The 19,936-nt window shown below is 61.4% G+C and carries 16 protein-coding genes; 11 read left to right on the top strand and 5 right to left on the bottom strand.

The window, feature by feature from the left end; translation table 11 throughout:
- Window positions 1-351 precede the first annotated feature (351 nt).
- From FHW37_RS20890 to FHW37_RS20855, 8 genes are all read left to right on the top strand, one after another.
- Entirely contained in the window at window positions 352-1,461 is a 1,110-nt protein-coding gene (locus FHW37_RS20890) for an acyltransferase family protein (RefSeq protein WP_145639880.1), read from the top strand.
- A 3-nt stretch (window positions 1,462-1,464) separates the two neighbouring features.
- The gene (locus FHW37_RS20885; RefSeq protein WP_145639878.1) at window positions 1,465-2,280 is read left to right on the top strand and encodes a glycoside hydrolase family 16 protein; all 816 of its coding nucleotides are present in this window, start codon (window positions 1,465-1,467) and stop codon (window positions 2,278-2,280) included.
- 69 nt (window positions 2,281-2,349) lie between these two features.
- A complete protein-coding gene (locus FHW37_RS20880) occupies window positions 2,350-3,543 on the top strand; it encodes a glycosyltransferase family 4 protein (RefSeq protein WP_145639876.1) in 1,194 nt (397 codons plus the stop codon).
- 10 nt (window positions 3,544-3,553) lie between these two features.
- Complete coding sequence (locus FHW37_RS20875) at window positions 3,554-4,582, top strand: glycosyltransferase family 2 protein (protein WP_281407264.1); 1,029 nt, start codon at window positions 3,554-3,556, stop codon at window positions 4,580-4,582.
- Entirely contained in the window at window positions 4,582-5,505 is a 924-nt protein-coding gene (locus FHW37_RS20870; RefSeq protein ID WP_145639872.1) for a glycosyltransferase, read from the top strand. Before FHW37_RS20875 ends, FHW37_RS20870 begins: the two co-directional genes overlap by 1 nt.
- A 2-nt stretch (window positions 5,506-5,507) precedes the next feature.
- Complete coding sequence (locus tag FHW37_RS20865) at window positions 5,508-6,470, top strand: glycosyltransferase family 2 protein (RefSeq protein ID WP_145640174.1); 963 nt, start codon at window positions 5,508-5,510, stop codon at window positions 6,468-6,470.
- Between the two features lie 47 nt (window positions 6,471-6,517).
- On the top strand, window positions 6,518-7,432 hold the full coding sequence (locus FHW37_RS20860) for a UTP--glucose-1-phosphate uridylyltransferase (protein ID WP_145639871.1): 915 nt from the start codon (window positions 6,518-6,520) through the stop codon (window positions 7,430-7,432).
- Between the two features lie 78 nt (window positions 7,433-7,510).
- A complete protein-coding gene (locus FHW37_RS20855; RefSeq protein WP_145639869.1) occupies window positions 7,511-9,850 on the top strand; it encodes a Wzz/FepE/Etk N-terminal domain-containing protein in 2,340 nt (779 codons plus the stop codon).
- A 90-nt stretch (window positions 9,851-9,940) separates the two neighbouring features.
- On the opposite strand, the gene guaD is transcribed toward FHW37_RS20855, so the two are convergent.
- The 5 genes from guaD to FHW37_RS20830 all read right to left on the bottom strand — a co-directional run bounded on the left by guaD (window position 9,941) and on the right by FHW37_RS20830 (window position 15,764).
- On the bottom strand, window positions 9,941-11,302 hold the full coding sequence (guaD, locus tag FHW37_RS20850) for a guanine deaminase (protein WP_145639867.1): 1,362 nt from the start codon (window positions 11,300-11,302) through the stop codon (window positions 9,941-9,943).
- Window positions 11,303-11,689: 387 nt separating this feature from the next.
- Complete coding sequence (locus FHW37_RS20845; protein ID WP_145639865.1) at window positions 11,690-12,613, bottom strand: pseudouridine-5'-phosphate glycosidase; 924 nt, start codon at window positions 12,611-12,613, stop codon at window positions 11,690-11,692.
- Between the two features lie 32 nt (window positions 12,614-12,645).
- Complete coding sequence (locus tag FHW37_RS20840; RefSeq protein WP_145639864.1) at window positions 12,646-13,761, bottom strand: PfkB family carbohydrate kinase; 1,116 nt, start codon at window positions 13,759-13,761, stop codon at window positions 12,646-12,648.
- A gap of 236 nt (window positions 13,762-13,997) precedes the next feature.
- On the bottom strand, window positions 13,998-15,146 hold the full coding sequence (locus FHW37_RS20835) for a DSD1 family PLP-dependent enzyme (RefSeq protein ID WP_145639862.1): 1,149 nt from the start codon (window positions 15,144-15,146) through the stop codon (window positions 13,998-14,000).
- A 69-nt stretch (window positions 15,147-15,215) separates the two neighbouring features.
- Window positions 15,216-15,764 (bottom strand): TetR/AcrR family transcriptional regulator, encoded by a 549-nt coding sequence (locus FHW37_RS20830; protein WP_145640172.1) that lies wholly within the window; start codon window positions 15,762-15,764, stop codon window positions 15,216-15,218.
- A 330-nt stretch (window positions 15,765-16,094) separates the two neighbouring features.
- Here FHW37_RS20830 and FHW37_RS20825 point away from each other — a divergent pair, with 330 nt between their 5' ends.
- From FHW37_RS20825 to FHW37_RS20815, 3 genes are read left to right on the top strand one after another with little or no spacing between them, the layout of a single operon-like run.
- Window positions 16,095-16,601 (top strand): (2Fe-2S)-binding protein, encoded by a 507-nt coding sequence (locus FHW37_RS20825; RefSeq protein ID WP_145639861.1) that lies wholly within the window; start codon window positions 16,095-16,097, stop codon window positions 16,599-16,601.
- On the top strand, window positions 16,601-17,608 hold the full coding sequence (locus tag FHW37_RS20820) for an FAD binding domain-containing protein (RefSeq protein ID WP_145639859.1): 1,008 nt from the start codon (window positions 16,601-16,603) through the stop codon (window positions 17,606-17,608). The genes FHW37_RS20825 and FHW37_RS20820 overlap by 1 nt, the downstream gene beginning before the upstream one ends.
- The gene (locus FHW37_RS20815; protein WP_145639857.1) at window positions 17,605-19,896 is read left to right on the top strand and encodes a xanthine dehydrogenase family protein molybdopterin-binding subunit; all 2,292 of its coding nucleotides are present in this window, start codon (window positions 17,605-17,607) and stop codon (window positions 19,894-19,896) included. Before FHW37_RS20820 ends, FHW37_RS20815 begins: the two co-directional genes overlap by 4 nt.
- Window positions 19,897-19,936 lie beyond the last annotated feature (40 nt).

The raw sequence follows: 19,936 nt of genomic DNA, 5'->3' as shown, positions 1-19,936 counted from the left end.
CCAAACCGGCTGGCCGGGCATCCCGATCAACTTTTTTTCAATTTTTTTTCGGAAAAAATCATTTTTTGCGCTGCAACACGAAATTGTGCTTTCCGCCCGATATCGCAGCGTATTTCAGTTCTCGCGCAAGTAGCAAAGCCGTAAACGGGCGGTAACCCTGTGCCGCGACGATCCGACGGGCACTTTTCTTTTCGCTGCGCCGCCACATTTTGCTCCAAACTAACCGTGATCCTTGTTTTCGGACTGCGGGCCAAAGGCTGCTCTGATTGAACCGGTGACGACGGGAGGCGTCGCCCAAAAGGGGTAACTCGTTTGAATGTTGACCAGAACATTTCCTCCCGTATCAATTTGATGCGTATATTTTTGATCTCCGGCATCGTCTTCGTACATGTGCCGTTCGATCCCGAGACAAGTCCCTTTCTGGGGCTGAATGGTGCCTTCGACTGGCTGCGCGTCTTGCTTGGCGATAGCCTGTTTCGGATCGGGGTGCCGTGCCTCAGCGTCATTTCGGGATATCTGCTGTTCCGGCGTGGCTGGGATGCGTTCGACTATGCCAAAGTGTTGCAGTCGAAGGCGAAGACTGTGCTTCTGCCGTTCCTGTTGTGGAATCTCGGCCTTTTCTGCGCTGTTCTCGTCGTGCAGCGGGCCGGAATGGGCATCGGCTATTTCCCGGACCTGTGGCATTCCTCGCCGCGGGAACTGGCAAGCCAGGCCTTCTCCACCGAAACGATGCCGATCAACATTCCGCTCTATTTTCTGCGCGACCTGATGCTTTGCATCGTGCTGTCGCCGGTGCTTGCCGCTCTCGTGCGCCGTTTTCCGGGGCCGGTTCTGGCAGCACTCTTCGTGGTGGCGGCATTGCCGGATATTCCGGTGTTCCCGTTCATCAAGAGCTCCATCCCGTTCTCGTTCACGCTCGGCATCTTCCTGGCGCTGAACAAGCGCAGGCTTGATGCGCTGGACCGGTTCGCCGTGCCCGGTACGGTTCTGGTCCTGATCGCAGCGCTCGCGCTTTCGGTCGGCCTCTATCGCAACGGTCCCGATTTTCCCTGGGTCCTCGATCTGGCGCGCAATACGCTTGCCATCGTTGGTGCGGCCGGTTTCTGGCTGATGTCGGCGCTGATCATCCGCCTGCGGATCGGCCAGCGGCTGGCCGCCACCGGCAGCCTCAGCTTCTGGATTTTCTGCGCGCATTACCCGCTGCTGGTGGTGATGTGGATGGTCTGGAACCGGCTTATCGATGACAGCCTCTATCCGGTCTTCTATTTCGGCGCCGTCGCGCTGACGCTGACGATCCTGGTTTTCTCGAACAATTTTTTCGCGCGCCGGCTGTCGGCTTTTTACGAAATTCTGACCGGCAGCCGCGGGCGTAAGGCAAAACTTGCCCAGACTGTCAGGCCGGCCGGCTCTCAAGCCTTTGCCGGCACCGACAAATCACTCGCGACCCAACAGAAAAGGTGAAACATGACGGCAATCGCCAGACATATTCAGCTGACCTGCCAGGTCACCCTCGCAGCCTTCGCGCTTGTCGCGACGACTCTGCAGGTTCAGGCACAGGACAAAACGCCCGGTCCCGACGGCGCGACGGGCAAATCCTTCGTCGAGAATTTCGACAGTCTCGACCGTTCCTTCTGGTTCGTCTCGGACGGCTGGAACAATGGCGCGCACCAGAACTGCACCTGGTCGCAGAAGCAGGTGAGGGCGGAAGGCGGTAACCTGCAGCTGACGCTCGAACAGCGCCAGACCAAGGACCGGCAGTATGTCTGCGGCGAGATCCAGACCAAGCAGCGCTTTGGTTACGGCACCTATGAGGTGCGGATGAAGGCTGCAGAGGGGACCGGGCTGAACTCGGCCTTCTTCAGCTATATCGGCCCGACCGACAAGAAGCCCTGGGACGAGATCGACTTCGAAGTGCTCGGCAAGAATGCCGACAACGTCCAGGTCAATCAGTATATCGACGGCAAGGGCAAGAACGAAAAGGTCATTCCCGTCGCCGGCGGTGCCGACAAGGGTTTCAACGACTACGCCTTCATCTGGGAGCCGGATCGCCTGCGCTATTTCGTCAACGGCAAGATGGTTCAGGACGTGACGGACAAGACGAAGATCCCCACGAACGCCCAGAAGATCTTTTTGAGCCTCTGGGGCACCGATACGCTGAAGGGCTGGATGGGCACGTTCGCCTATTCCGCACCCACCACCATGTCCATCGACCGGATCGCCTATACGGCGCTCGGCGAGGAATGCCGTTTTCCGCAATCCGTGCTCTGCACGCTCGACTGAGCCGCATCAGCGGCTCGTCGCCCGACGAAGTTTCAAGGGCCTTTTGGCTCGAAGAGGGAGTTGGACGATTTGACATTGCATGTCCTCTATCTGGCTCACAATCTCGCAGACGCTGCCATCAGACGGCGCGTGCTGACGCTGAAGACCGGCGGCGCTTCCGTGACCGTCGCCGGTTTTCAGCGGGCAGGCAATCTGCTGGTTGAAGAACCCGATGTCATCTCGATCAACCTCGGCGAGACGGCCGATGCGCGTTTCAAGCAGCGTATCCAGGCGGTTCTTTCCGCCCGCATGCAGCTTGCCAAAAAGCTTGCCGGCATTCCGACGCCGCATGTCATCATCGCCCGCAATCTCGAAATGCTGGCTCTGGCCGGCAAGGCTTCGGCTATCTTTGGCGGCGATGTGCCGGTCGTTTACGAATGTCTCGACATTCACCGCCTTCTGCTCGACGAAGGTTTCAAGGGCCGGCTGATGCGCGCCGTGCAGCGGCATTTCGCCAAGCCCGCCAAGCTGCTGATCACCAGCTCTCCGGCCTTTGTCGAAAACTTCTTCAAGCCGCTTTCGGGGCTGGATCTGCCTGTCCTCCTGCTCGAAAACAAGGTTTTGGCGCTCGGCTCAGACATGCCGGATGTAGCCCCCGCGCCGCGTTCGCCGGCAGAGGGCGAACCTTGGCGGATCGGCTGGTTCGGCGCGATCCGTTGCGCCAAGTCGCTGAATATCCTGACCGAATTTGCAAAGCGCATGCAGGGCAGGGTGGAGGTCATCATTCGTGGCCGGCCGGCTTATAGCGAATTTGCCGATTTTCATGCGCAGGTGAATGCGGCACCTTTCGTCCGTTTCGAAGGGGCCTATCGCAACCCGGAGGATCTCGCCTCGATCTATGGCGAGGTGCAGTTCACCTGGGCGATCGACTTTTTCGAGGAAGGCCTGAATTCGGAATGGTTGCTGCCGAACCGGCTTTACGAAGGCGGTTTGCATGGCGCCGTGCCGATCGCGCTTTCGACCACCGAGACCGGACGTTTTGTCGCCCAGCGCGATATCGGCTTCCTGCTCGATTACGCGACGCCTGATGCGCTCGACCAGCTGTTTTCCGCGATGACCGGGGAGCGTTATGCCGATGCCTTCGCTCGCCTTGCTGCCGTCGATCGCGGCCAGTGGGTGACGAGCCAGGCCGATTGCCGGGCGCTTGTCGGCAAGCTCGCATCGCTCAACCGCAACATTCCATCGCCGGCGCCCATGTCGGCCGTTTCAACCCTGCAGTCGTGAGGTGATTAAAGTGTCGCGTGATCCTTCGAATGCCCAAGAAGAAATTTCGCCCGTCCCCGTTGTTCTGCCGCGGGTGCTGATCGTCATCCCCTGCCTTAACGAGGCGGCGACGATCGATCCGCTTTTGCGCAAGCTGGATGTTCAACGCCAGGGAATGGATGCGCTGATCGTCGTCGCCGATGGCGGCAGCCGCGACGGCACGCAGGATATCGTTTCAAAAGTGTCGGAGGATATTCCCGGCATCGTGTTGATCGGCAATGCGAAGAAGATCCAGAGTGCCGCGATCAATCTGGCCGTCCAGCGGTTCGGCGACGATTTCGACTATCTGATCCGCATCGACGCGCATGGCGACTATCCCGACAATTATTGCGAAAGCCCGCTGTCCGAAGCGATTGCGCTCGATGCGGATTCGGTCGTGGTCGGCATGGAGACGGTCGGTTTCGGCACTTTCCAGAAGGCGACGGCCATTGCCCAGAATTCGAAACTCGGCAATGGCGGCTCGAAACACCGGGCCGGCGGCGGCGGCGAATGGGTTGACCACGGCCACCACGCGTTGATGCGCATCGCCGCCTACCGTGCCGTCGGCGGTTATGATGAAAGCTTTAGCCACAACGAGGATGCAGAACTCGATTTTCGCCTGCGCAAGGCCGGGTTCCGCATCTGGATGACTAGCAACACCTACATGACCTATTACCCGCGTTCGAGCGCTGTGGCACTGTTTCGGCAATATCTCGGTTATGGCCGGGGCCGCGCAAGAAATCTGATGAAGCACCGCTCCATTCCGAAAATACGGCAGGCGATCCCGCTCGGCGTGGCGCCCGTCGCCATCATCGCCCTGTTTGCACTGCTTTACTGGTGGGCTGCCATTCCGGTCGCGATCTGGGCCGTCGCCTGCATCGGTTACGGATTCTGGATGATGGTGGGGCAGGGCAACCGGTTCGGGCCGCTTGCCGCCATTTCCGCGATGATCATGCATTTCGCCTGGTCGGCCGGCTTCTGGCTGGAACTGATCGGCATCAGACCGAAGAGGGCCGCCTGATGGGTGAAGACGTGACCCGTATCGATATCGGCATCTGCACGTTTCGCCGGCCGGAGCTCGAAGAGACGCTCCGCTCGCTGTTCGCGCTCGACATGCCGGCCAATGTCGCGATCAGCCTGATCGTGGCGGATAACGATGCGAGCCCGAGTGCACGTGGTCTGGTCGATGGCCTGCGGGAAATCTCACCTTTCCCGATCCGTTATGTGCATTGCCCGAAATCGAATATCTCGATTGCCCGCAATGCCTGCCTTTCCGAATGCAGTGCCGATTATCTCGCCTTCATCGACGACGACGAGACGGCCGGTCCGGAATGGCTGGTCGCCCTGATCGACAAGGCGCGCAAGACCGGGGCGGATGCGGTTCTCGGGCCTGTCCGTGCCGTCTATGACGAAAAGAGCGCCGCCTGGATGCGCCATGGCGATTTCCACTCGACCATGCCGGTCTGGGTGAATGGCACGATCAAGACGGGTTATACCTGCAACGTGCTGCTCGACATGCGCTCGCCACATGTGGAAGCCCGTCGTTTCGCGCTTTCGCTCGGCCAGAGTGGTGGTGAGGATACGCATTTCTTCACCCAGCTGACCGAAAGCGGTGGCCGGATCGAGTTTGCGCCGGATGCGCTGCTGCTCGAGCCGGTGCCGGCCAAGCGCGCAAGTTTTGGCTGGCTGGCGAAACGCCGCTTCCGGTCCGGCCAGACCCATGGCCGTATCGTTGCCGCCCGCAAGCCGGGCATGGCGCGAATCAAGGCGACGGTCATGGCTTCGCTGAAGCTCGGTTATTGCGCGGCGCTCACCGGGGCGCTCGCCGCCTTTCCGGTGAAGCGCAACCGTTATGCCTTGCGCGCCGCGCTGCATGCCGGCTCTGTCATGGGCACGCTCGGCATGCGTGAGATCCGCCAGTATGGCGTGGCGGAGGCGGCATGAACATGTCCGTTCCGAGCGCTCAGATCATGCCCGACGTCACGTTCGTGATGGCCGCCTACAATGCGGCCGACACGATCGGCGAGGCGATCGAAAGCGCGCTGGCGCAAGTCGGCGTCACGGTCGAGGTGTTGGTCATCGACGATTGCTCGACGGATGCGACACGCGAGATTGTCGGCAATAATGCCGATCCGCGGGTGAAGCTGATCGCCCAGTCCGTCAATCGTGGCCCGGCGGCTGCCCGCAATGCCGGATTTGCCGCAGCCCGTGGCCGCTGGATCGCCGTACTCGATTCCGACGACACGATCCATCCAAACCGGCTGCAGGTGATGATAGCCCGCGCCGAGCGGGACGATGCCGAGATCGTCGTCGACAATATCGACGTCATTCCGCTCGATGGTGGCGCGCCGAGCGCGATGTTTCCGAAGGGCGTGCTGGAACGCCGGCCGTTCATGGAACTCGCGGATTTCATCGCCTCCAACGTCATCTTCAACACGACCTTCAATTTCGGCTACATGAAGCCGGTCTTTCGCCGCGATTTTCTGGAACTGCACGCTCTGCGCTTCGATGAGACTTTGCGGATCGGCGAGGATTATATCCTTCTCGCTTCGGCGCTCGCGGCCGGCGGGCGTTGCGCCATCGAACCTTCGGCCGGTTACGTCTATCATCTGCGCCACGGCTCGATTTCGCGCGTTCTGAAACCGCAGCATCTCGATGCGATGCTGGAGGGCGACGAGACCTTTCTTGCGCGCTACCGGCTCGACCCGAAAGCCATGGCGGCCCAGCGCCGCCGTACCCGCAGCATTCTTGAGGCTGCTTCCTTCCTTACGCTTGTCGACGAGATCAAGAAAAAATCCGTTGGCGGCTTCCTGAAAACGGCGATCGACAATCCACGGGCCCTAAAACACCTGCGGATGCCGATCGTCGCTCGCATGCGTCGTCTGTCAAAAGCAGCCGGCGTCAACTGAAATCCGATCGGGGCGGCGGGGCGCCACCCCAGAAAAGGACGAGGGAAATGGACATGAGACCAGTACGAAAAGCGGTTATCCCCGTTGCAGGCAACGGCACCCGCTTCCTGCCGGCAACCAAGGCTATGCCGAAGGAAATGCTGACGATCGTCGACAGGCCGGTTGTTCAATATGCGGTCGATGAAGCCATGCAGGCGGGAATCGAGAACATCATCTTCGTCACCAGCCGCAACAAGACGGCGATCGAGGACTATTTCGACAGCGCGCCTGAGCTGATCGCGACGCTGACCCGTTCGGGCAAGACGGTGCAGGTCACCCAGCTCGAAAAGATGCTGCCGCTTGCCGGCACGGTCAGCTACACCCGCCAGCAGGTGCCGCTCGGCCTCGGCCATGCCGTCTGGTGCGCGCGTGAATTGGTGGGCGATGAGCCCTTCGCGCTGCTTCTTCCCGACATGGTTTCCTATGGTCCGCAGGGGTGCATGGCCGGCCTGATGGAACTCTACGAAGAAGTCGGCGGCAATGTCTTTGCAGTCGAGCAATGCGCGCCGGAAGAGACGTCGAGCTATGGCGTTGTCGAGATGGGCCAGAACGTCCGCCACGGTTTCCAGGTGACCGGCATGGTCGAAAAGCCGAAGCCGGAAGATGCGCCGTCGAACTATTACCTCAATGGTCGTTATATCCTGCAGCCGGAAATCTTCGAATTGCTGGCCGGCCAGGAGCGCGGCGCCGGCAACGAGATCCAGCTGACGGACAGTATGCAGCGGCTTCTGAAGACGCAAGCCTTCCATGCCCATCCCTACAAGGGACGCACGTTCGATTGCGGCAGCAAGCGCGGTTTCATCGAGGCAAACGTCGCCTTTTCCATGCTGCGTGCCGATATGGGCAATGAGATCTACCAGTCGGTCAAGGAACTCGTTTCCGAGCACGAAATGCGGATGAACGGCGCCGAGCGCGCCGCCTGAAGCACGAAGGCGACATGAATTGGGGAACGGCGGCCGAGTTTCGCCGTTCCTTCACGCACTCCAAACGTGGACATACACATGGACCAGGTTAACTATCGGCCTATGCCTCTATTCCCGAGCGAAGCCAAGGACAGCGACACTTTCATCGACCTCGACAAGTTGTGGTCGGCGGCGATGCGCCGGATCAATGTCATTGTCATCAGCGTCGCGGTGATGGTGGTGCTTGCCGGGCTCTATCTGGTCACGGCCAAGCCCACCTTTACGGCCCAGACGCAGATCCTGATCGACGAAAATCTCTCGCGCTACGCGGAAGACCAGCCGGATGCCCAAAGCGCCCAGCAGGTCGACAACCGCATGTCGAGTGCCGTCGAGATCCTGAAGTCGAAGGCTTTGGCGCTCAGCGTTGTCGACAAAGGCAAATACGATCAGGTCGATGCGCTGGTCGATCCGCCGAAGGGCGCGGCCGATCTCGTCAAGGGCGCGATCAGTGGTCTGGTTTCGCTGCTTTCGCCCGGCAGCCCGCCACCGACCGAGGCCCAGGTTCTGGCCGGCCGCCGTGAAAAGGCAGGCGCCATTTTGCAGCAGGCAATCACCGTCGAGCGGACTGGCCGCAGTTCCGTCATCGCGCTTTCCGTTCGCGCGCCGACGGCGCAGCTTGCCGCGAGCATCACCCGCACCTATGCGAATTCCTATCTGACCGAGCAATTGAACGCCAATTTCGATGCCACCGAGCGGGCTTCCGTCTGGCTGCAGGAGCGGCTGACGGATCTCAACACGCGGGCGCAGGAAGCGTCGCTTGCCGTCGAACAATACAAGCGCGACAACAAGCTCGTCTCGCCCCGCGGCGAACTTCTGTCCGCCCAGCAGCTTTCGGATCTGAACAGCCAGCTGATTGCCGCCCAGGCCGATGTCGCGACGGCTTCGGCACGCTATAATCAGTACAGGGAGATCATCGACAAGGGGCCGGAAGAGGCCGTGAAAAATGCCGTGGTCGCCAATCGCGATACCGACAACACGGTGCTGCAGGACCTGCGCAAGCGCTATATCACCGTCAATGACCGCCAGCAGGGCATCGTCCAGCAATATGGTGCCGATCATCCGCAGGCCGTCGCGCTCGATGCGGAAAAGAAGGACCTTTCGCAACAGATCCTGCGCGAATTGCAGCAGCTGACCGGCAGTTTTTCCAATGAACTGGCACTTGCCCAGACACGCGAGAAATCGCTGCGTGAAAACATCGACCGTGTTGCCGGGCATAACCAGGAAGCCAATGTCTCGATGGTCAAGCTGCAGGAGTTGCAGCAGAAGGCTGATGCGCTGAAGACGCTGTATCAGTCCTATCTCAGCCGTTTCGAGCAGGCATCGCAGCTGCAGTCGCTGCCGATCGCCAAGGCGCGCATCATTTCCGATGCCGGCCTGCCGACCTCGCCTTCCAGCCCGCGCAAGACGCTGACCATGGCGCTCTCCGTCGTGCTCGGCTTGCTGATCGGTGGCGCGATTGCAGCTCTTCTGGAATTCCGCGAGCGCTTTTTCCGCACCGGCGCCGATGTGCAGGAAAAACTCGGCATGCGCTTCCTCGGTTATCTGCCGAAGATCGGCAATGCCCAGGCGGAGGACAATCCGGCCGGGCCGAACACGCCCGAAGCGCCGGTAGGCACCGCTGTGCCGGAAGGCGATCCGATCTCCTTCCGCCGCAAGATGCGGATCGCCGTCGAAGCGCCGCGCTCGCAGTTTTCCGAAACGCTGCGCAATGCGAAACTTGCCTGCGATATCGTTCTGCAGGATCGCAAATGTTCGGTGATCGGCGTCGTTTCTTGTCTTCCGGGTGAAGGCAAGTCGATGGTCGCCGCCAATCTTGCCGGCCTGATTTCGGCCAATGGCGTGCGCACGCTGGTCATCGATGCCGACCTGCGCAATCCCGGCCTCAGCAAGATGCTGGCAAGCGAGCCGGAAGTCGGCCTGATCGACGTCGTGCTACAGAAGGTGCCGTGGACGGCCGCCGCCCGCGTCGATCGCCGCTCGCGCCTGACGATCCTGCCGATGACGACCCGCAGCCGGCAATTCGCCCATACGAGCGAACTGCTTGCCTCGTCCGGCATGAGCCAGTTCCTCGAAAGCGTGAAGGACTCGTTCGATGTCATCATCGTTGACCTTGCGCCGCTGATCCCGGTCATCGATGCCAAGGCGTTCGAACCCTATGTCGACGGTTTCGTCTTCGTGACTGAATGGGGTGTGACGCCGGTCAAGGCAGTGCAGAGCGTCATGCAGGCCGAACCGCAGATCGCCGCAAAAACGGTGGGCGTCATCCTCAACAAGACCGAGATGGGCGACCTGCGCAAATATGCCGATCCGGGCGCACCGGAACGGCTGCGCAGCAGCTACTCGTCCTATTACAAGGACACCATTCCGGGCACGAAATAATCCGCCGATCGTTCCCTGTCGGAGGATTGGAAAAAGGGCCGCTCAGCCTGAAAAGCGGCCCTTTTTCTTGTCATTATATACAGCGGAAAATCAGCGCAGCTTCGCGCCGCCGATCCAGACGGAGGAGACGTTGGCGCGCGAGGCGGTGTAGACGATCTTCTGGAGAATGGCCTCGCCCGTATCGAACTCGTCCCAGAGACGGATTGTGCCCTTGTCGGCGCGGGTGTCGATGGCGACTGCATCGAACTTGAAGCCCGGCTCGAGCCGGCCGATCGGCAGGTCGAGCGCAATGCCGCCGCCGGTCGTGGCAATATAGAAGGCGTCGCGGAAATCGATCTGCGATCCGGTATTCGCCGAGCGCTCACCAGCCGGAAGCTTCGGATCGGTACCGCTGTCCAACATCCGGGAAACCAGCACGGCACTGCGGGCATTTTCCAGCATGGAGGCGCTCGGGCCGCCGGAAATATCGGTGCCGAGGCCGACATGCATGCCTTTGTCCAGCGCCGCCTTCAGCGGGAAAACCGCATTGGCAAAATAAGCGTTGGACAGCGGGCAATGGGCGACCGCCGCTTCTCTGGCCTTCACGAGGTCCATGTCGTCATCGGTCAGGAAATTCGCATGCGCCAAAACGGTTTTGCGTGTGAGCAGGCCGAAATGATCGAGCATTTCCGTGTCCGTCTTGCCGTAGCGTTTCAGCGCATAGGCATGCGCCCAGTCGCTCTCCGAGCAATGGGTCTGGACGTGACAGCCGCAGCGGCGGACGATTTCGCCAAGACCTTCCAGCGTCGCATCGGTGCACGACGGGATAAAGCGCGGGGTGACGACCGGCAGAACGCGGCCATCGGCATTGTCCGGATGGGCGCGCAGATAATCGATGAAATCGCGGGTGCCTTCGAGTGCGGCTTCCGGCGAGGCGTCGCGATAGTCCTCCGGACACTCGTCGGGATTGTCCATCGCGATCTTGCCGATCAGGGCGCGCTGGCCTTTTTCGAGACAGATATCGGCGAGCGCGCGGGTTGCCTCCTGATGGATGGTCGCGAAATAGAGTGCCGTCGTTGTGCCGCCAGCGAGAAGGTCTTCGACGAGGAGGCTGTAGGCACGCTTTGCAAAAGCGAGGTCCTGGTAACGGGCCTCGAGCGGAAAGGTATATTGCGTCAACCAAGTTTCGAGCGGCTGGTCGAGGGCGGCGCCCAGCTGCGGATATTGCGGGGCATGCACATGCAGATCGACGAAACCGGGGAGAATGTATGTGCCCTTGGGCAGCGTCACGATCTGGCCTGCGAGATCACGTGCTTCGCGGATCGTGCGGTAGTTCGGATCGCCATGGCGATGCACGGCGGTGATGATGCCATCGTCGGAAATGTCGAACAGAACATCGTCAAGAACGTCTATCCTGCCGCGTTCCGGTGCATGAAAGCCGGAAGCGGAGAGCGTCTTGCCACGCAAATCCATGAAAAGTCTCCAAGATCAGTCGGGGCCACGGGGAGTGGCCCAAAATTCCAATGGGGCACAAAATGGCGCGGTTTGCCGTTTCGTCCATGCCGAAAGCGTCACGATCGCGTAAACTTATCCGTGCCTCAATTGGTTTTTCGGACGGTCTGCCATGAGGAAACGGTGGGGCTTGGAGTTCGCTTGAGGGCGATCGCTGACGGGTGGAGGGAGTGCCGCTAGCCGATCTCCCCCCTTGTGGGGGAGATGCCCGGCAGGGCAGAGGGGGAAACCCCACGCCCGTATTTGACCTTGAATCTGCCGCGCCGTTGCCCATCCCCCTCTGTCACTTCGTGACATCTCCCCCACAAGGGGAGAGATTGTTGGGAGGGCGCGGCTGCCCCCTCAAACTTACTGCTTCTTCAACGCCGCATAAGCGACAGCCATCTTCGCCGCCAGCCGGGCATTGTTGCGCACCAGCTCGATATTCGCCTTCAGGCTCTCGCCCTTGGACAATTCGTTGATACGGGCGAGCAAAAAGGGCGTCAGTTCCTTGCGGCCGATACCACGCTCCTCGGCTTCACGGACGGCATCGGCAATCGTGCCGTCGATGAAGTCGTGGGTCAGGGCGGCCGCTTCCGGGATCGGGTTGGCGATCAGGAGGCCGGTGCCGGTGCCGAGCTGGTGGTGCAGAAACATGGCCCTGGCGATCTCTTCAGCCGTATCGAGACGATGGTCGGCCTTGTAACCGCTCTGCCGCGTGAAGAAGGCCGGAAAGTCCTCGGTGCCGTAGGCAATGACCGGCACACGCTGGGTTTCCAGATATTCCAGCGTCTTGGCGATATCGAGGATGGATTTCACACCGGCGCAGACGACGGCGGTCTTGGTACGGCCGAGTTCGGTCAGGTCGGCGGAGATATCAAAGGTCTGCTCGGCGCCGCGATGCACGCCGCCGACGCCGCCGGTCGCAAAAATGTCGATGCCAGCGAGATCGGCCAGCAGCATGGTGGCCGAAACCGTCGTGCCGGCCGTCTGGCCGCGCACCATGGCGACGGCGAGATCGCGGCCGGAAGCCTTAACCACGCCCTTTGCCTGGGCGAGCTTTTCCAGCTCGTCGCGCTCGAGGCCGGCGCGCAGCTCGCCATCGATGACGGCGATGGTGGCCGGCACCGCGCCGTTTTCACGCACGACCGCCTCGACGCCGAGTGCGGTTTCGAGATTGGCGGGGTAGGGCATACCATGGGTGATGATGGTCGATTCCAGCGCCACGATGGCACCGCCGGAGGCGAGGGCATCGGCAACTTCCGGGCTGAGCTTTGGCTTCAACAGGGACATCAAGTTTTCCTTTCGGGTCGATCTTGTCGATCTCAGGTCAAATCGGACAGGCGGTGCATATGCGCCTGCAAAAAGGTTTCGGAGAGGTCGGGATGCACGCTCGCCTCGCTTTCGGTGGTGAGCGTGCCGACCAGAGCGCCGGTGCGGGCGGCGGTATAGATGTCGTCGCCGGCAATCACGCGCGACAGCGTGCCGGCAATCATCGCGTCACCGGCGCCGGTCATATCGACCGAATTCGCCCTGACCGCGGCAAAAGTCTTTGCGCCATCCGGCCCGGCGACGGCGATGCCATCGGCGCCCATGGTGACAACCGTTGCCACGGCGCCGGCCTGTTGCAGAGCCAGTGCCGCCTCGCTGGCGTCGCCGATCGTGTCGCGGCCGGTTCGCCCGAGAATGACATTCGCCTCGTCGATATTCATGAACAGCAGGTCGATGCCATTAAGGTCTTTTGGCAGGCGGGCAGCCTTTACGGTCGAGACGGCGTCGATCGCTAGCTTGAACCGGGCGTCACGGCGGCGGGAGATGAGCGCGGCCAATGTCTCGGCCGAGGGATTGCAGTCGGAAAACACCCAGCTTGCCGAGGCGAGATGTGGCCAGACGCGGTCGATATGATCCGGGCGGAACAGGTCGAATATGCTCATATCGGCAATGCCAAGCATCAGGTCGCCGCTTTTGTCGAGAATGGCCGCATATTCGGCGGTCGGCCGTTCGGTCGAGACGATCACCTGGCTCACGTCGATACCGCGCTCGCGCATGTATGCGATCAGCGTGCGGCCGCCCTCATCGTCACCGACGATCGAGACGAAGGCCGTGTCGGTGCCGAGACGGGAGAGATTTTCGGCGACATTGCGGGCGACCCCGCCCATGCTGCGGCTGCCGTCTACCGGATTGGATGTGCGCAGAACCAGTTCCTGGCGGGCGTGATATTTGCGGTCCAGCACCGCACCGCCGATGCAGACGGCGCGCGAGGGTGAGGGCATGACATAACCGCGGCCAAGCACATGGCCTTTTTGCATAAGCTGCACGATATGGGCCGCAACCGTCGAGCGGGCGACGCCCAGCGCATCGGCAATCTCCTGCTGGCCGGCAAAGGGATCTTTTCTGATGATATCAAGAACGGCAGTTTCCTGCGGGGTCAGGTCGTCCATCGCGGTGTCCTCGGCATGAGGAGGGTTTCGCAACAATTGTTTTTGAAATCAACAGTTGTTTTTGTTGGGTGAAGTTTGCGGTGCGCGATGGCCCCTCATCCGCCTGCCGGCACCTTCTCCCCGTTCTGACGGGGAGAAGGGATATGCCGCACTCTCCCTGCCTCAATTGGGGCACGTCCCCTCTCCCCGCTTGCGGGGAGAGGGTTAGGGTGAGGGGCAACCGAAGATCTCTGTCTTCAATAAACCTTCCCCCGCGCCGTCACCGGCCAGAGCGTCTCAACCACCCCATCACGCACGCCGACAAAGCAATCATGAAGGTTACAGGTCGGATCACAATGGCCGGGCACAAGGCGGAGCCTGTCGTTGAGAGCAAGCACATCGTCCGGATCGTCCAGATTGCCATGCTCATCTGAGGCATCGACATAGGTCACGCCGTCGCGGTCAAAAACGAAGGGCAGGCCGCTGTCGATCGAATGGGTCTTCAGTCCCGCATCGCAGACGGCGCGGCCGGAAGCCGGCTTGCTCATGACGGAGGTCAGCACGAAAAGCGCGTGTTCGAAGCCGCCGATCGTGCCATTGCCATCCGTTGCGCCGACACGGGCGTAATCGGCATCCATAAAAATGTAGGAGCCGGGCTGGATCTCCGTATAGAGGCCGGACATGGCTTCGAGATTATAGGTCCCCGTGCCGGCGCCGGTGACGGAGCGGCATTGAAGACCGGCCTGTTCGAAATGATCGACCGTGTCGCGCACGAGAGCCACCACCCGGTCGATTTCGACGCGTCGTTTTGCGGGGTCGTAAATATGCTGGGCACCGCCGTGATAGGCCTGGATGCCGGCGAGCTCGAGGTTTTCGGCGGCTGAGACAATGCGGCCGAGTTCCGCGGCCGGCACGCCGGGTGCCGTGCCGCAGCGCCTTGCGCCGCAATCGATCTCCACCAGAATATCGAGCCTCACGCCATGACGGACAGCGGCAGCGGACAGGGCCGCGACGACTGAGGCATCATCGACGCAAACCGAGATGCGGGCGAATTTTGCCAGCCGCGCCAGACGATCGATCTTTTTGGGATCCGTCACCTCGTTGGCAATCAGCACATCCGTCAGGCCACCACGGATCAACGCCTCGGCTTCCGACACTTTTTGGCAGCAAATGCCGACGGCACCACCTTCCGCCATCTGGTAAAGCGCGATATCCGCCGATTTGTGGGTCTTGGCATGGGCGCGCAGGCTGACGCCCATCGTCTCGGAAAACTGCTTCATCCGGGCGACATTGCGCTCGAAAGCGTCGAGGTCGATGATCAGGGCAGGCGTCTGGATTTCTTCAACCCGCATGCCGATTGCAGCCGGGATATCAAAACCGATTTCTGGTGTTTTTGCCGAGTCCATTATCTCACGCATCCGTTTCAGATGCGGTGACGATAGGGGGCGGGCCTTCTGCGGGCAATTGCGGAAAGATCAATTTCGGACGCACAGCCCGTCCATCAACAGGCCGATCAGGCGGTGCGAGCGGTCGCGCCATTCCGGCGTGTCGGGCATGGAATAGACGCTGGAGAGCGCGTGCATCAGGTCTGCTTGATCGATATCGTCGCGGATCAATTGCTTTTCCCGCGCTGCCTGCAAAAGGCTGCCGAAAGCCGTGCGGATCATGCCAGACCCTTCGGCGAACATGGCGGAATTGGAGGTCATCAGGATTTTCAGGCTACCGGCCATGCCGCGCTTGGCGGCGATGTAACCAACGAAACGCCGCATCCATTCTTCCAGTGCCTTGTCGGCCGGATAGATCGCGGCAAGTTCCGTCGCGGCATCGGCGAGGCTCTTCAACTCACGCCGATAGACGACCTCGACCAGATGTTCGCGGGTCGGAAAATGCCGATAGAGCGTGCCGATGCCGACGCCGGCGCGTCTGGCGATATCTTCCAGAGAGGTTTCGACACCCTTTTCCGCAAAGGCGATGGCTGCGACCTCGATCAACTTGTCGCGGTTGCGGCGCGCATCGGCCCGCATTTTTGCGGGTGCCGGCTCGCTTTCCTGCACGGATGCCTCATCTGGTTTTTTGGGCTCGGCCGAGTCCAAGATCTCTCTCCGGCGGATATCGGGGCTTGACGGGGTCGTGCAAGTCGCTAGTTTAAACGGAGGCGCCTCCATTTAACTGGAGTGCCTTGCACTTCTTAGTGCAGAAGAGGGCCGGATGTCATGTCGAAAGATCGGGATCTTTTCTCTTCGCCATCCATTTAGGGCAGGACCGCCAGGCGGCCACACGCCCCGCATCAGAATTTCATATCCGGAGCCTGATCCGGAAAAATCCATGTCTCGTGACGATAGCAGGAGCTTATCATGACACGAACCATCCATCTCAACCTCGATATCAATGGCAGGGCCCATGCGCTCGATGTCGAACCACGGGTGACGCTGCTCGATGCGCTGCGCGATCACCTGCAGATGACCGGCACGAAAAAGGGCTGTGATCAGGGCCAGTGCGGCGCCTGCACCTGTCATGTCGATGGCAGGCGCGTGCTCTCCTGTCTCACCCTGGCGGCCCAGGTCGAAGGCCGTCAGGTGAACACGATCGAAGGCATTGCCGGAGAAGACGGCACGCTGCATGCGGTGCAGGCGGCATTTCTGGAGCATGACGCTTTCCAGTGCGGTTACTGTACGCCGGGCCAGATCATGTCGGCCGTCGCCTGTATCCGCGAAGGCCATGCCGGTTCGGATGCGGAAATCCGCGAATACATGTCCGGCAATCTCTGTCGCTGCGGGGCCTATAACAGCATTGTCGCTGCCGTGCGCGAGGCTGCCGAGGCCGTAAACACTCCCGTGCGCGAAACGGCGGAGGTGGCGTGATGAAGGATTTTTCCTATGTTCGCGCGACTTCGGCTGAAGCCGCAAGCCAGGCCGCCCTGCAGGCCGGCGCCGCAATTCTTGCCGGCGGCACGACGTTGCTCGATCTCGCCAAATGCGGCGTTGCTGCGCCCGAGACGGTGATCGATATCACCCATCTTCCGGGCCTTTCCGATATCATCGTTTCCGCAGATGCAGCCACGATCGGCGCGCTGGCACGCATGTCTGAAGTTGCCGACCATCCGTCGATCAAGGCTGCCTTCCCGGCCGTATCCGAATCGCTGTCGCTGGCCGCCTCCGCGCAGCTGCGCAACATGGCCACGATCGGCGGCAATCTTCTGCAGCGGACGCGCTGTCCCTATTTTCGCGATCCGGGCACGTTTCCGGCCTGCAACAAGCGGGCTCCGGGGTCCGGTTGTTCGGCGCTCGGCGGCGTCACCCGCAATCATGCGGTGCTTGGCACCAGCGAACACTGTCTTGCCACCAATCCCGGTGACCTTGCCGTTGCCCTCGTCGCCTTCGATGCAACGGTGAGCTTTGCCGGCAAGACCGTGCTGGTCGAGGATTTCTATCGGCTCCCCGGCGATACGCCGGACAAGGAAACCGTGCTTGGCCGCGGCGAGATCATTACCGGTATCGCTATCCCGGCATCGGCCGCTGCGAAAAACTCCATCTATCTCAAGGTCCGCGACCGGCAATCCTATGAGTTCGCTGCGGCGAGTGCTGCGGTCGGCTTCGAACTCGAGGCGGATGGCAAAACCGTCAAAGACATCCGTGTTGCTCTCGGTGGCGTCGCCACAAAGCCGTGGCGGGCACGGGCCGTCGAACAGGCATTGATCGGCAAGACATTGTCGGCCGGGACAGTCGAAAAGGCGAGCCGGCTTGCCATGGAAGGCGCCGTCGCCCAGGGCGACAATGCCTACAAGATCGAGCTCGCTCCGCGCGTCGTCGTCCGCGCTATCCAGCAATTGGCCCTGAAAACGGCCATGAAAACGGGAGGTCTCGCATGACCATCATGGTACCCCGCAAACATGGCGATGCATCCGACGGCATGGTCGGTGGCCGCCTTTCGCGTTTCGAAGGCAATCTCAAGGTCACGGGTGCGGCAACTTACGCGCTCGAATATCCGACCGAAGGCGTTGTGCATGCCGTTCTGGTGCAGAGCACGATTGCGGCCGGCAAGGTCGTGGCCGTCGACATTTCGAGGGCGTCCGCCATGCCCGGCGTGCTTCTGGTCCTGACGCCGGAAGACGATCTCGGTCTTCGTGCCGCCGGTGACTGGGCCGGCACCGCGCCGAAAGACGAGGCCTATTATCCGCTGCCGCGCAATGTGCAGTTCAACGGCCAGTCGATCGCAGCCGTGATCGCCGAAAGCCGCGAACAGGCAGCGGAAGCGGCAAGACTGATCACCGTCTCCTATGAGGAGACGGCATCGGTCAAGGATCTCGAAGATCCTGCCGCCGGCGAAGGCAAGATGATGGGCAATCTCACTGTCGGCTGGGGTGATGCCGAGGCAGCTCTTGCCGCAAGCGACGTGACGATCGAGGCCGAATACCGCACGCCGCGCGAATATCACGTGGCGATGGAGCCGCATGGCCTGATCGCCCGCTGGGAAGGCGATCAGCTGACCATCTGGGAGCCGAGCCAGTGGTCGCATGGCATGGCGCGCATGTATGCCGAATGGTTTTCCCTGCCACTGGAAAACGTGCGGATCATTTCGCCCTTCATCGGCGGCGGTTTCGGCTCCAAGGGACAGCCGCTGGCCTTTGGCGCGGTGGCTGTCGCGGCGGCGAAAAAGCTCGGCCGGCCGGTCAAGCTCGCCGTTACAAGGCCGCAGAATTTCACCAGCTATGGTGGCCGCGCCGCGACCCGCCAGAAGATCGCGCTCGGCGCCACGAAGGACGGTATTCTGCAGGCGATCGTGCATCGCGGTTACAGCGAAACCTCGGTTTATGCGGATTATGCCGAACAGACGGGGGCCGCGACCCCGGTTCTCTACAAGGTCGAAAACTACTCGTCCGAACACCGCATCGTGCCGGTCAATACGGTCACGCCGGGCGCGCTGCGCGGGCCGGGCAAGAACCCGAGCTCCTATGGCATCGAAAGCGCCATGGAAGAGCTTGCCTATGCACTCGGCATGGATCCGCTCGAACTGCGGCTGAAAAACTATGCCGATCACGATTATCAATCCGGCAAGCCGTGGTCGACACGGCGCCTGCGCGAGGCTTTGACGGAAGGCGCCGCCGCCTTTGGTTGGGAGAAGCGCAGCCATGAACCGCGCTCCATGCGCGACGGTAATACGCTGATCGGCTGGGGCATAGGCTGCGGCACGTTCCCGGTCATCCGGGCGCCGAGCGAGGCGATGATCCGTATCCTCAAGAACGGTCGCGTCGAGGTCGTGTCGGGTTCGATCGACATGGGGCAGGGCACCTATACGATCCTGGCGCAGACGGCATCCGAAGCGCTCGGCGTGCCGGTCGACCAGATCGACGTGCTGCTCGGCGACAGCCGCCTGCCGGGCTCGGCGATTGCCGGTGGCTCGATGCTGGCCGGTTCGATCACCGGTGCCGTGCACAAGACGGCGGTTGCCGCCCGCGACGAGCTGATCGGTCTGGCACTCAGCGAAGCCGGTTCGCCCTTCCGCGATACCGGCGCCAACACGCTCTCGCTCGCCGCCGGCCGTGTTTCGCTGCCGCGTGACGATGGCCCGTCGCTGTCGCTTGCCGAACTGATGACGGCACTCGGCCGCGACACGCTCGAAATCCGTCGAAACACGCTGTCCGACGATGCCCAGACCGCCGAGGACCAGCGTCGCGCCTGGACGACCATGGCCAAGGTCATGGGGCCGACCATGGGCGAATTTTCCATGCACAGCTGGTGCGCCCATTTTGCCGAAGTGCGGGTCGACGAGGATTTTGGCACGGTGCGCGTTTCCCGCATGGTCTCGGCCTTCGATTGCGGCCGACTCTACAATCCAAAGATGGTCGAGAGCCAATGGCGCGGCGGCATCATCATGGGCGTCGGCCAGGCGCTGTTGGAAGAAGGTATCGTCGACGCCCGCAACGGAAGGACGATCAACAACAATGTCGGCGACTATCTCGTGCCGACCAATTCCGACATTCCCGATCTCCAGGTGATCTCGGTCGGCGTGCCGGATCTCAATGCCTCGGCGCTCGGTGGCAAGGGTGTCGGCGAGGTCGGCATTGTTGGGGTGGCGCCGGCGATTGCCAATGCGGTGTTCCATGCGACGGGCAAGCGTGTTCGGGATCTGCCGATCACGCTGGAGAAGCTGATCTGAAGGCGCAACCTCAAAAGCTGCCCCTCACCCTAACCCTCTC

The sequence above is a fragment of the Neorhizobium alkalisoli genome, assembly GCF_007829835.1.
In the GTDB taxonomy this organism is placed as follows: domain Bacteria; phylum Pseudomonadota; class Alphaproteobacteria; order Rhizobiales; family Rhizobiaceae; genus Neorhizobium.
This window is presented reverse-complemented; position numbering and strand designations above follow the sequence as displayed.